General features: G+C 41.0%; 13 protein-coding genes. 8 read left to right on the top strand and 5 right to left on the bottom strand.

The window, feature by feature from the left end; all coding sequences use genetic code 11:
• Positions 1–25: 25 nt before the first annotated feature.
• From HC246_RS04730 to metK, 3 genes are all read right to left on the bottom strand, one after another.
• Complete coding sequence (locus HC246_RS04730) at positions 26–1,078, bottom strand: NADP(H)-dependent aldo-keto reductase (RefSeq protein ID WP_169362391.1); 1,053 nt, start codon at positions 1,076–1,078, stop codon at positions 26–28.
• A 65-nt stretch (positions 1,079–1,143) separates the two neighbouring features.
• Positions 1,144–1,476: a XisI protein gene (locus HC246_RS04725; protein ID WP_169362390.1), complete on the bottom strand. Its 333-nt coding sequence runs from the start codon at positions 1,474–1,476 to the stop codon at positions 1,144–1,146.
• A gap of 110 nt (positions 1,477–1,586) precedes the next feature.
• Positions 1,587–2,825 carry a methionine adenosyltransferase gene (metK, locus tag HC246_RS04720; protein ID WP_169362389.1) on the bottom strand — a complete coding sequence of 413 codons (1,239 nt, stop codon included), beginning with the start codon at positions 2,823–2,825 and terminating at the stop codon, positions 1,587–1,589.
• Between the two features lie 263 nt (positions 2,826–3,088).
• Here metK and HC246_RS04715 point away from each other — a divergent pair, with 263 nt between their 5' ends.
• The 5 genes from HC246_RS04715 to HC246_RS04695 all read left to right on the top strand — a co-directional run bounded on the left by HC246_RS04715 (position 3,089) and on the right by HC246_RS04695 (position 7,430).
• Positions 3,089–3,589: a T3SS (YopN, CesT) and YbjN peptide-binding chaperone 1 gene (locus HC246_RS04715; protein ID WP_404822264.1), complete on the top strand. Its 501-nt coding sequence runs from the start codon at positions 3,089–3,091 to the stop codon at positions 3,587–3,589.
• 87 nt (positions 3,590–3,676) lie between these two features.
• Positions 3,677–4,843: a homocysteine biosynthesis protein gene (locus HC246_RS04710; protein WP_169362388.1), complete on the top strand. Its 1,167-nt coding sequence runs from the start codon at positions 3,677–3,679 to the stop codon at positions 4,841–4,843.
• Positions 4,844–4,942: 99 nt separating this feature from the next.
• The gene (locus HC246_RS04705; protein WP_169362387.1) at positions 4,943–5,260 is read left to right on the top strand and encodes a hypothetical protein; all 318 of its coding nucleotides are present in this window, start codon (positions 4,943–4,945) and stop codon (positions 5,258–5,260) included.
• Between the two features lie 5 nt (positions 5,261–5,265).
• A complete protein-coding gene (locus HC246_RS04700) occupies positions 5,266–5,652 on the top strand; it encodes a toxin-antitoxin system TumE family protein (RefSeq protein WP_169362386.1) in 387 nt (128 codons plus the stop codon).
• 251 nt (positions 5,653–5,903) lie between these two features.
• A complete protein-coding gene (locus HC246_RS04695; protein ID WP_169362385.1) occupies positions 5,904–7,430 on the top strand; it encodes a CHAT domain-containing protein in 1,527 nt (508 codons plus the stop codon).
• A gap of 10 nt (positions 7,431–7,440) precedes the next feature.
• On the opposite strand, the gene HC246_RS04690 is transcribed toward HC246_RS04695, so the two are convergent.
• Positions 7,441–8,496, bottom strand: a complete 1,056-nt coding sequence (locus HC246_RS04690) for a tetratricopeptide repeat protein (RefSeq protein WP_169362384.1) — start codon at positions 8,494–8,496, stop codon at positions 7,441–7,443.
• Positions 8,497–8,797: 301 nt separating this feature from the next.
• Here HC246_RS04690 and HC246_RS04685 point away from each other — a divergent pair, with 301 nt between their 5' ends.
• Together HC246_RS04685 and HC246_RS04680 are read left to right on the top strand one after the other, a co-directional pair.
• Entirely contained in the window at positions 8,798–9,223 is a 426-nt protein-coding gene (locus tag HC246_RS04685; RefSeq protein WP_169362383.1) for a XisI protein, read from the top strand.
• Positions 9,220–9,366, top strand: coding sequence for a hypothetical protein (locus HC246_RS04680; RefSeq protein WP_169362382.1), 147 nt, complete (start codon positions 9,220–9,222; stop codon positions 9,364–9,366). The genes HC246_RS04685 and HC246_RS04680 overlap by 4 nt, the downstream gene beginning before the upstream one ends.
• A gap of 17 nt (positions 9,367–9,383) precedes the next feature.
• Here the strand turns inward: HC246_RS04680 and HC246_RS04675 are convergent, their stop codons facing one another.
• Positions 9,384–10,196, bottom strand: coding sequence for a sulfurtransferase (locus HC246_RS04675; RefSeq protein ID WP_169362381.1), 813 nt, complete (start codon positions 10,194–10,196; stop codon positions 9,384–9,386).
• Between the two features lie 102 nt (positions 10,197–10,298).
• Here HC246_RS04675 and HC246_RS04670 point away from each other — a divergent pair, with 102 nt between their 5' ends.
• Complete coding sequence (locus tag HC246_RS04670) at positions 10,299–12,446, top strand: sigma 54-interacting transcriptional regulator (RefSeq protein ID WP_169362380.1); 2,148 nt, start codon at positions 10,299–10,301, stop codon at positions 12,444–12,446.
• The last annotated feature ends 38 nt before the right edge of the window (positions 12,447–12,484 follow it).

Below are 12,484 nucleotides of genomic sequence, written 5' to 3'. Positions count from 1 at the left end.
GTCATCAAAATTATGCAGAAATAATTTAAGGAGCAGGATTAAAATAGCGGGCATGAACTTGGTCGATTTCTGCCAAAATCTCAGTATTTAGCTGTACTTTAGCACTGTCGATATTTTCCTTGAGTTGTTCCATCGTGGTTGCGCCAATAATTGTACTGGTAACAAACCAACGACTTCGCACAAATGCTAGCGCCAATTGGGTCGGAGATAAATCATATTTTTGCGCGATCGCTGCATATTCGGCAGTCGCCGCCTGTACATTTACCTTCTTATAGCGCTGCCCAAATTGCGGGAATAGGGTAATGCGGGTATTGCTGGGTGAACCTTGGACATATTTGCCTGAAAGATGCCCAAAGCCCAAGGGACTATAGGCTAGTAGCCCCACCTGCTCACGATAGCAAGCTTCGGTCAGCCCCATCTCAAAGGTGCGATTGATGAGGTTATAGGCATTTTGAATCGAGACAATTTTCGGTAAACCTAACTGCTTGGCAGTATGGCTAAATTCGCTAATTCCCCAAGTGGTTTCATTGCTGACTCCTAAATGACGAATTTTACCTGTTTGAATTAATTCCGCAAATGTGGCTAATTGGTCAGCGATCGCTACCATTTCCCGTTCATTTTGAGGCTCAAATGTAACCTGTCCAAACATCGGTACATTGCGATCTGGCCAATGGATTTGATAAAGATCGATATAGTCAGTTTGCAATCTCTTGAGGCTATCATCGATCGCTTGCAAAATATTTTTACGACTTAAAGCCGCGATCGAGTCATCCCGCAACCAACTGTAATTGCGCCCTGTGCCTATAATTTTGGTGGCAATAATTAATTTATCTCTTTGTTGCTTAATATGCGGTTGGGCTAGCCATTCTCCAATATATTGCTCAGTCCTACCCTGTGTTGCAGCATTTGGCGGTACTGGATACATTTCCGCAGTATCAATAAAGTTAATCCCCTGCGCGATCGCATAGTCTAGTTGCTCATGGGCTTCTGCGATCGTGTTTTGCTGTCCATAGGTCATTGTCCCTAGACATATTTCGGACACCAACAGTTCACTTGTGCCAAGTCTCTTGTATTCCATGTTTGATGCACATATATTGCAAACATAACAATACCAGAAACACAAAAGCACAGAAGTTGTAAAGGTTAGCTCACGGCAAATTCCGTATATTTCCTCAGATTTGGTGGGTCAAAGGCAAGAACGATATCGTGATGAGGAACACCTAAGTCAACTAACTTATTCGCAATCCCGACTTCAGTTCCATCTTGTTGAATCCAAATTTTGCCGTCAATAATATCTACATGCAAAACTATTCCATAAAACCGCTTAGAGTCTCGCCAACCTGTATAAACTAGCAAGTAGCGATCGCTTGTCGTATCAAAAACAGTTTCCGCCGAAATGCGTGTGTCCCAAACAAGGCTAGCTTGGGCTTTTAGGAGTGTTTGGATATATTCACGGTACTGACTGAGGGTATCCATTGCGAAATTATCTCCTTTTCCACATCATATGCTTTTTCAAGTATTGCTATTGAAAATTGAAATTTGACTACTAATAATAGAAAGGCTCGCTAAGCGAGCCTTTCTATTATTTAAGCGTTCTTTTTCAAGATTTCTACTTTGTCTAAGCGTTCCCAAGGAAGATCGAGATCGTTGCGACCTAAGTGACCATAGGCGGCGACATTTTGATAGAAACGACCACCTCTAGTACTAGGTAGATTTTGTAAATCAAAATTCTTGATGATTGCCGCAGGACGCAAATCAAAATTATCCTTGACTAGACGCAATAGAGTTTCTTCATCAACCTTGCCCGTGCCAAAGGTATCGATGTGCATACTGGTAGGACGTGCCACACCGATCGCATAACTGATTTGTAACTCACACTTGCTAGCCAGACCTGCTGCCACAATATTTTTCGCTGCATGACGCGCCGCATAGGCTGCACTGCGATCGACCTTTGTGGGATCTTTGCCAGAGAAAGCGCCACCACCATGACGAGCATAGCCGCCGTAGGTATCGACAATAATTTTGCGTCCAGTGAGACCAGAATCACCTTGAGGCCCCCCAATGACAAATTTGCCTGTGGGGTTAACCAGATAGCGCGTTTGGTCATTAGGCTTAACGGAAGTATCAGCAAAGCTAGGCAAGACTACATGAGTCCAAAGAGCCGCCTTGATTTTTTCTTGTACTTTGGCTTCGTCAGTAATGCCATCGATCGCCGCATCATGCTGTGTCGAGATGAGGATGGTATCAATCGCAACGGGCTTATCACCTTCGTAAACTACAGTAACTTGGGTTTTACCATCGGGGCGTAAATAAGATAATGTGCCATTTTTTCGGACAACCGATAGCTGACGGGCGAGGCGATGGGCGATCGCGATCGGCATCGGCATAAATTCAGGTGTTTCATCACAGGCAAACCCAAACATAATCCCTTGGTCGCCTGCACCTACTGCTTCGAGGGCAGCATCTTCTTCTTCACCAGTACGGGCTTCGAGGGCAACATTCACGCCCTGAGCAATATCTGGAGACTGTTCATCAAGGGCAACGATTACCGCACAGCTATTTGCCGAGAAACCATTATCAGCATTGGTATAACCAATTTCAGCAATTTTTTTACGGGCAATATCGACGTAATTGACATGCGCTTTGGTTGTAATTTCCCCTGTGATCAAGACCAGACCAGTGTTTACTACAACCTCGGCAGCGACACGCGATCGCGGATCTTGAGCCAACAAGGTATCAAGAATCGTATCGGAAATCTGATCGCAAATTTTATCAGGATGTCCTTCCGTAACCGATTCAGATGTAAATAAGAAGCGACTAGCCAACTATGTTTCCTCCTAAACGTAAGAAGTGTAAGGCAAATTTTTGTATCTCTTAAGATTTATCCATCATAGTACAAGGCGTTATTGCTTTATGACTGGTTTAATTGCCGTTGAGCAACCGCGAAAAAGAAGATGGCAATCAGTACCATCTTCTTTTTCTTGGAAAATATTCAAATAATGCTTGGAAAATGTAACTGCCTATGGGTATAGTTCTGATTAGCTTAGCTACTATACTGATTGCCAAAATCGCCCAGTTTGATCAACCTATGGAGGCAAATAACTTGAAATTCCAAACTAGCGCTCAAGAAGCCTGCTATGAAAAAGTAGTAACGTGGATCCAAGAGATTTTTGGCAAATATCCCTGCGCTCGCCAAGATTTTCCCGGATTAGGAATGTTTGTCGGATCAGCCTTAGTAGAAATATTAGTTTTTCCTTGGGACGAAAATGATGCGGTAATTAATACGCGATCGTATGTAGTGGTCGGAGCTGAATTAAAACCTGAACTGATGCGATATTTATTAGAAGAAAATGCCAAGATGATTTTTGGCGCTTTTGGAATTTCACCAGACAATGAAATTCTCTTTGAACATTCCATCGTTGGTTCAACTTGCAGCATGAAAGAATTGGAAGCTTCCGTAAAGGCAGTGATGGAAATTGCTGATGAATATGACGATAAAATTGTCGATCGCTGGGGTGGTAAAAGAGCCTTAGATCGTATCCATGCAGGTACATTGTCTAATAACGGTTGGTCACTGCCTACATTTTGAGTAATGGGAATTTGCTCCACAACTTCTCATTACTCATTAAATTCTTAAGCCCTATATTTCTAGATAATTTCAATTCAGCAAAGTCCTATGCCCCAAACGATCGCCGATATTAATGACAAAATCAAAGCTGGTAAGGCTAAAGTCCTGACTGCGACTGAGCTTAAAACCCTTGTTGCCGAGATTGGGGTTACGCAGGCGACAAAAAAAGTAGATGTGATCGTTACAGGCACATTTGAGCCAATGGAATCATCGGGGGCAATTCTCAATTTAGGACATACCGATCCACCGATCAAGATTCGCACTTGTTGGATCGATGGTGTACCTGCCTATGCGGGATTTGGAGCTGTTGATATTTATTTAGGCGCAACCCAAGAACCAGAGGCTAATGATGAAGGTGTCCAAAATCGTGGCGGCGGTCATGTGATTGCGGATTTAATTGCAGGAAAGACAGTTAACTTTAAAGCGATCGGACATCCTAACGATTGTTATCCTCGTGCTAATTTTGAGACGACAATTACGAAGGATTCGATCAATCAGTTCTATCTCTTTAATCCTCGCAATCTCTATCAAAATTTTATTGTCGGTGTGAATGGAGGTGAAGAAACTCTTTACACCTATTTGGGACCTCTTCAGCCACGCTTAGGAAATGCGGTCTATTCTAATCCGGGGGCAATTTCGCCATTATGGAACGATCCTGATTTGCAATTGATTGGGATTGGTACACGCATCTTTATGGGTGGTGGTATTGGCTATGTGGCATGGGAAGGAACCCAGCATTTTCCACTGCAAAAGCGTTTGGAAAATCGTACCCCGATTGGACCTGCGGCGACTCTGGCGCTAATCGGTGATGCTAAGCAAATGTCTCCTGAATGGGTGCGTGGTTGCTATTTCCGTAATTATGGCGCGTCGCTGATGATGGGTGTTGCCGTGCCGCTACCTGTGATTAATGAAGAAGTGGTTGCAAAGGCTGCTGTACTAGATGAGCAATTGGTTGCACCTGTGATTGATTTCTCGATTCCCCGCAGAGTTCGTCCGATTTTTGGTTCTGTTTCCTATGCGGAACTTAAGTCTGGCAAAATTCCGATCGCAGGTGCGACTGTGCGGACTGCGCCTCTTGCTAGCTTGCATCTATCGGAAGAAGCGGCGAAGACTCTCAAAGATTGGATTGTCAAGGGAGAGTTCACGCTGACAGAACCTGTGGCGATGTTGCCAAGCGATCGCACCTTTTTACCCCAAGATTTACGTGGGTTTTAATTTGCCTCTGTAACAATATTGGCGATGCGATGGACGAGTTATATTTGATATCGTATAGCTATTACCTGCGGTCATTTTTGGAAAAAAGGGTATAAAACTATGATTTCACAAACATCGGAACCCTTACAAATTCTAGACTTACTCTATCGACAGGGCTATCGAAGTAATTTAATTGAGCGTTCCCTTAATAAGATCATCGAGTTAGAGCGAGCTAATAATCTTAAGCAAGCTTCTGATCTTCAAGCAAAGTTACAAGCATACGAACTTCAGTATCAAATACCTTCAGAGATTTTCTATCAACGATTTAGTGAGGGTAGTTTAGGTGATGAGATGGATTATTTTGAATGGGGTGTTATTTATGAGCTTTGGCAATCTGTTCAAGAGCGTTTGCAGGTGTTACAGCCCAAAAGACAATAGACATTATGGAAGCTAGTCAATATCTTGAAAATATTAAATCTAGACTGATTTCCAGCAATGCGATCGCTGCATTTACGATTATTGAAGAATTAGATTTAGGCGATCGCGGTTATTTTCGAGCAAGGGTTACACTCAGTAATGATGATTTCTTGGAAATTGCTGAGTATTTCAAAATTACGGAGAATGTTGTTGCAACGACTAGGTATCGCTATCAGTGGATGGACAGCGATCGCATTATCTTAAGAAAACGTTGGGACAATGTGCCGCATTTCCCTAATTTGCCTAATTTCCCGCATCATATTCATGTGGAGTCGGAAGAAAATGTCATTTCTGGTAATTCTCTAAGCATTCTGGAACTTTTAGATATTCTGGAACAAGAATTTGCGATCTGATTGCTGTAATTTGTCTCAGATGTTTGATGTTGAGGCGATCGCTTCAAACAAAGTCACTAATCGCGAAATATAAGTACTTGTAATTATCTCTAAATCTGACGATAATGTGATAGTCAGTAATTTCTAGCATCATGACCGATCCCTTGGCTGAAAAAATTGGTATTAATGTTCAGGGCGGTACTGTGAATGTGCAGAACCTGAATGTCGGTATTGCGGAACGGTTAGCACAATCAGGCGATCGCGTTAGGATTTTGGTAGTAGCGGCTAATCCGTTAGGCTCATCACCTTTGAAGCTAGATCATGAGGTAAAAACCATCCAAGAGGCGTTAAGGCGATCGCGCAAACGGGATAATTTTGAGGTGGAATATCGGCTGGCGGCTACTCCTTCAGAATTACGTCGGGCTTTGTTGGATTTAGAACCCCATGTTTTGCATTTTAGCGGTCACGGTTCGGGGGAGCAGGGTTTGCTGTTTGTGAGTGATGAGTCGGCAAGTGCGATCTATCGTTCGGAAGGGGGAGAGGTGCGATCGCGTTCGACTAATAACAATGATGAAATTAAGTTTGTACCTGCAAAACCATTAGCAAATTTGTTACAGCTTTGTGAGGAGCATTTGGAATGTGTGGTGTTGAATGCTTGTTATTCGGATGTGCAGGGTGATGCGATCGCGGCAAATATTCTGTTTACGATTGGGATGCGTGATGTGGTTGAGGATAATGTGGCGATTAAGTTTTCACAGGGGTTTTATGATGCGATCGGGTCAGGGAAGAGTTATGAAGAGGCTTTTAAATGGGGTAAGGTAGCAATCGAATTCGATCTTGCCAACGAAGAAGCAACTAAAATTCTCATTTTAAGAAAGAAAGGAGAAACAATCAAAGTTGTGGAAAATGAAAATCTACAATCTTTAGGCATGAAAAAAAATATTTTGAAGGGAATAAGAGATATAAAATTACTCAATTCATCAAGGCTAACTTTAATAAAAAAAATTAGAACTTATTTGTCTCAATCGAATAAATTTAAACTTATTATTGGTTTAATAATTATTCTTCCAATTCCTTTTGTTTTAATTTATATATATGCACAACAATATCAGAATGATAGATTTTTGTTTGCAGAAATAGAAAAAATTGAAAACTTAAAACTAGCAAATAAATATAAAGAGTGTGTTGAACAAAATAATTCTATTTTTGTTAACTCATCTTATGATCAGATAGCACGATTAATTAAGAAAGAATGTCAAGCTGGAATGCTTCAGGAAGATAAATCAAAAATAATACAATCTCAAGAAATGGTAAAAAATGGCAAGTTAACTGATGCTTTCTTACTTATCACTACAATTAGTTCTAATAGCGTTGTTTATCCAGAGTCGAAGAAACTGATTGATAAATGGTCGCTAACAATTTTAGATAATGCCACTAAACAATATCAGGAAGAAGGTAAATTAAATGAATCACTTAATTTGCTGCAATTAATTGCTACAAATAATGATGACATGAGAAATAAATCTCAAGAATTATCATCGAAATGGCAAATAGAATGGAAAAGCAACGAGAAACTAATAAATGAGGCAAATAGAGCTATAGATGAAGGTAGGCTAGATGATGCTAAAAATATAGCCCGAAATGTATCAACTATATTTTGGCAGGAAAAGGCTGATATCATTTTCCAAAAATCTAACTCTGGATCAAATCCAATAAAAACTCTACCATCCTCATCTCCTACACCTACTCTCCCAAACAACACTAAAATCGATCTCCCCCCAATCAATATAGGAAAGTAATACTTGAAGATTATGGCTTAGGTAGTGCTCTTAATGCAGTTAACGCATTCTTATATGAAGGGTTAATCTCAAGAACTTTTCTAAAGCTATCTCTTGCATCTATATATCGGTTGAGCCTAGCATAGGCTGTGCCTTTCCCATAATATGAATCTTCTAGTTTTCTGTTATCTCCTGCACAATAAGCATTAAGTTTTATTGCTTGATTAAATGAAGATATTGCTTCCTCATATCTTTCTAATTCATTTAAAGCTGTTCCTCTCAAATGCCAATCACAAGAATTTTGACTTATTCTTATAGAATTATCTAAAGACATGATTGCTTCCAAAAATTGTTTGTTCTTGTAATGAATATATGCTTTTCTAAGCCATATATAAGAGTTGTAATCAGGGTCAATTCGCAAAGCTTCCTCGTAAGCAGTGAGGGCTTCACCATATTTCTCAATTTTTTTGTCTAAAACAAAACCCTTTAGATACCAAGCTCTAGCACTACCGCCAGCTAATTGAATTGCTTTTTCAAAAGATTCGATGGCATCTTGATAGCGTTCTAATTTTTGAAGCACATCTCCTCTTTCTATCCACGCATTTACATAATCGTTTTTAAGGCTTATAGCCTTATCGTAAGATGACAAAGCATCTTGGTATAGTTTTAGACTTTCTAGTGATAGTCCTCGGTTGTACAAATAAACGCTACTAGGTTGAAGCTTATTAGCTTTATCATAAGCTTGTATTGCTTCTTTATAAAGCTTTAAGTTAGCTAAAGTAATACCTTTCCAATTCCAGTAACTAGCATTATTAGGATTTAACTGAGTAGCTTTTTCAAATAAGACTAATGCCTCTTGATAGCGACTTTCATTATATAATGCTTCGCCTTGCTTGATTAAGTCATCACTTGTTGCTTGAGATAAAATGATTGGTGGCTGTATAAGGGTTTGTGCGTAGGCTTGTGGTGAACCATGAAGATATAGACTAATAAAGTTAACTAATGCTAACTCCAATAGAATATGAAAAGAAAGAATTAGAGATTTGTTTAATGAGAAACTAAATTCTAACTGAGTGTTCTTTTGCATTAACTTAAAAGTTTATTAAACAGTAGATTTTGTATTAAAAGATTAAATTCAATATACAGAAGTAAAAAATAAATATCAATTGCTGAAAAAACTTTGTACAGTTAATTGAATTTATAGATATAGCAATCCTAAATAAGTCGTGAGAAAGAATTCAACTAGATGCTTTATGGTGTGGCAACTTAAAAGTTCAAACTTCTCATAAATGATCTAGGTCTGCTATAAGTTACTTAAAATTATAAAATAACATCATAATTTAGGGTCAGTTAAACGTCAATATAATATAAAAAGAGGAGATAGAACAATGGATCGATTAGAACGTTATCGCCAGATCGTGCGTACCTTTCTCGAAGAATATGCCCAAGAAAGTGTCTCACCCAATGAAAACGTCACTGCTGAACTAATATTCGATGAAAAGCGCGATCACTATTTACTAGTTCATGTTCATGTTGGTTGGCAAGGCGCTCGGCGAATTTATGGCTGTCCTATGCAGATTGATATTATTGATAACAAAGTTTGGCTGCAACACAACGCCACCGAAATATTTGTCGATCAAGAACTCATTGCTAGAGGTATTCCCGAAGACGATATGGTGTTAGGGTTACAATCACCTCGTATCCGTGAACTAGTCGCCGCAAAGAAGAAGAACAATTCAATATCTCAGCAACCACAAAATGAATTTACAAATCTATTGATTGATAAATACCGTAAACAAGGACTAGATCTATGACAAATGAATCAAAAAAAAGCTACCAAAAAGCAGATAGAATCACCTTGCCTCAGGATATTCAAGCCAAAGATTTACCTTTCTTGCCTGAAGAACTAAGAGACAACTTTATCCAGTATCAAAGATTATTAAAGTTAGATCCATAAATCAAGAGCGACCGCCTTTATTCTAAATACGAACACCAATCACTCCAACTACCTGCATAGAGTTTGCCAGTCTCAATTCCCGCAAGTTTCAACGATAATAAATTTACACAGGCAGTTACACCCGAACCGCAATACACAATTACTTCCTCAGCATTTTTGACTGACCGCCAGCGATCGCTTTGATTAGCCACCACAAAACCCTGCTCGTTAGTAACTTCCATCCAAGGATAGTTAACTGCGCCTTCGATGTGACCAGCGATCGGATCGATGGGTTCGCGTTCACCCCGATAGCGATCGCCTTCACGCGAATCTACTAAAACTACTTCTGGTAAATCCTTACGCGCTTTCACGGTTTCGATATCAACTACCCATTCCGTTTGTAATTTGGGGATAAACTTCCCAATTCTAGGATGAGGAATTTCCGAACTAGTTGCATAATTTTGGGCTTTCCACCCTGCAAAACCGCCATCGAGAAGGGCAACGCGCTCATGTCCCATATAGCACAATAGCCACCATAACCTTGAGGCAAAGGCAAATCGCGAATCATCATAGGCAACCACGGTTGTTTCACTCGTTACGCCGATTTGCGATAGCTTTGTGGCTAGCTGCTCGAAATCTGGCAAAGGATGTCTACCGCCATGTTTTTGGACAGGACTAGATAAATCAAGATTGAGATCGAGATAATAGGCTCCTTCAATATGACTCTCTTGATATTGCTTACGCCCAAGAGCTATATCCATTAACGAAAACCGACAATCAACCACGACCACCTGTGGATCATGGAGATGTTCCTGTAGCCAGTTAGCGGAAACAATGTGAGGATTAGGCATAGTTTTAATTTTATCGCTAATTTTTAGGAAAGGGGCTACGAACTAGCCCCCTTTCCTAACTGATCCATAATAAACTGCAATACAAATCGATCTAGTGAAACTATGTTTATAAAAGAGCGATCGCAGGTTTTACAGCCTTACTTAATTACTAAAGCCGAGCGCGGAATCATTGGTAAGAGTCGTTATGCAACGCGACTACGCCATGAAATTAAACAGGCAAGTGAAGATCGAGAGCCAGTATTAATCCTTGGAGAACCGGGGCTGGATAAGGATAATATTGCGGCGTTGATTCATTTTAACTCGACCTATCGACGGGAAGCGATCGCTAAAGTCAATTGCAATTTAGTACAGGTAAGTGGAGCTGAGCTATTTGGGAGAGCAGGGGGGAATGCTGGCTTATTGACCTATTTGGGAACAGGAACTCTCGTTTTAAATAATATTCAAGAACTACCAGAGGAACTGATTCCTAAGATTGTGCAGCTTTTAGAAACGCGCACCTATAGACCCGTCGGTAGTGATGAACAGGAGGAGCCGTTAATCTGTGAAACGCGGATCATCATGGTGACAGAGAAATCTCAACCCACTTGCGAATCCCATGTGAAACATTCCATTAAAGTTCCTGCATTGAGAGTCCGTAAGGCTGACATTAAACCCCATGTGGAATATTACATTAGTCTATTCTGTCGCGATCGCGGTATTCCTAAACCGACAATTACTGCCGAAGCCCTCCGTAGTTTACAAGGCTATGACTTCCCAGAAAATTTAAAGGAACTCCGATTTTTAGTAGGACGGGCGATCGTGCAGTCCTTGAATGAGCCATTTCTAACTGAGGCTGTGTTTTGGTCGCCCCAACCCAAGGGAAAGAAATTTCGGTTTAATCTACTCAATGCCTATCCTAGTTTGCGCCGTTTCTTACGCAGTGAATGGTTCACCGATCGCATTAACTACGGATTTACGCTCACATTTTTTGCGATTGTTGTCGCGACGCTATTTTTAGCCCCCCAAACCCGCGATCGCAATGTTGCCCTTAACTTATTTTGGGCATGGTGGTGGCCATTGATTTTGATCGGATTTCCATTTGTGGGGCGACTGTGGTGCGCGATCTGTCCATTTATGATTTATGGAGAAGTCACGCAAAAAATCTCACTGTGGCTCTTTCCCCGACAGCTAAAACATTGGAATCGGGATCTTTCCGAACGATGGGGTGGTTGGTTTCTCTTTGGTCTATTTGTACTGATTTATCTCTGGGAAGAACTGTGGGATTTACAAAATACCGCTTATCTTTCGGCTTATTTACTACTGTTGATTACGGCAGGAGCAATGATTTGCTCATTAATTTTTGAGCGGAGATATTGGTGTCGCTATCTCTGTCCAATTGGCGGCATGAATGGACTATTTGCAAAACTCTCCATGACCGAGTTACGTGCTCAGCAAGGGACTTGCTCCGCAGAATGCACTACCTATCAATGCTATAAGGGTGGCGCGAAAAAAGGCGAAGGTTTGGAAACTAATGGCTGTCCGTTATATTCCCATCCTGCTCAACTGCAAGACAATCGCGACTGTGTTCTATGTATGACCTGTCTCAAGGCTTGCCCCCATCGTTCCGTAGAGTTCAATCTCCGTCCATCTGCGATCGAGTTATGGACAACCCATGTGCCGCGCACCTACGAAGTCGCATTGTTACTGCTATTGCTAGGCGGGGCGTTTCTCCATCGATTGCCAGAGATTCAAACAGCGATCGCATGGCAAATTAATGCAGATGAATTCTTACCGCATTTAGGACTATCGGTGCTGATTTTGCTGTTTGTAGCAGCAGTTCCTTTAGTTGCCTATGGCATGATGCGATCGCTCCATTTCATCATGGTTAATTGGAAGAAAAGTTGCCAAGACAATCAGTTACCCTATGGGCTTAACACCTGTAAACCCAAGTCCTTTATCCAGCTTGCCTATGGATATTTACCCCTAGCTCTGGGCGCAAATCTTGCCCATTATTTACGTCTTTTCCTACAAGAAGCTGGTCGTGTCTTGCCCGTGACTTGGGCAACTTTGGGAATGGATGGCTCAAGTCTTCCTATTTTGATCGCCCATCCTGCGGTAACAGCATTTTTGCAAGGAACTGTGTTGATTTTTTCAGTGCTACTGACATGGGTTTTAACCCAAAAGATTGCCCGTCAGTCTTGGCGATCGCTCTTACCTCAGCATGTGAGTACGCTACTTTTAGCGATCGCCTTGTGGGTAATTATCCTTTAATAAAAACCCTTTATGGCGCGGCTTTGCCGAGGCATAAA

Source organism: Pseudanabaena yagii GIHE-NHR1 (assembly GCF_012863495.1).
In the GTDB taxonomy this organism is placed as follows: Bacteria; Cyanobacteriota; Cyanobacteriia; order Pseudanabaenales; family Pseudanabaenaceae; genus Pseudanabaena; species Pseudanabaena yagii.
This window is presented reverse-complemented; position numbering and strand designations above follow the sequence as displayed.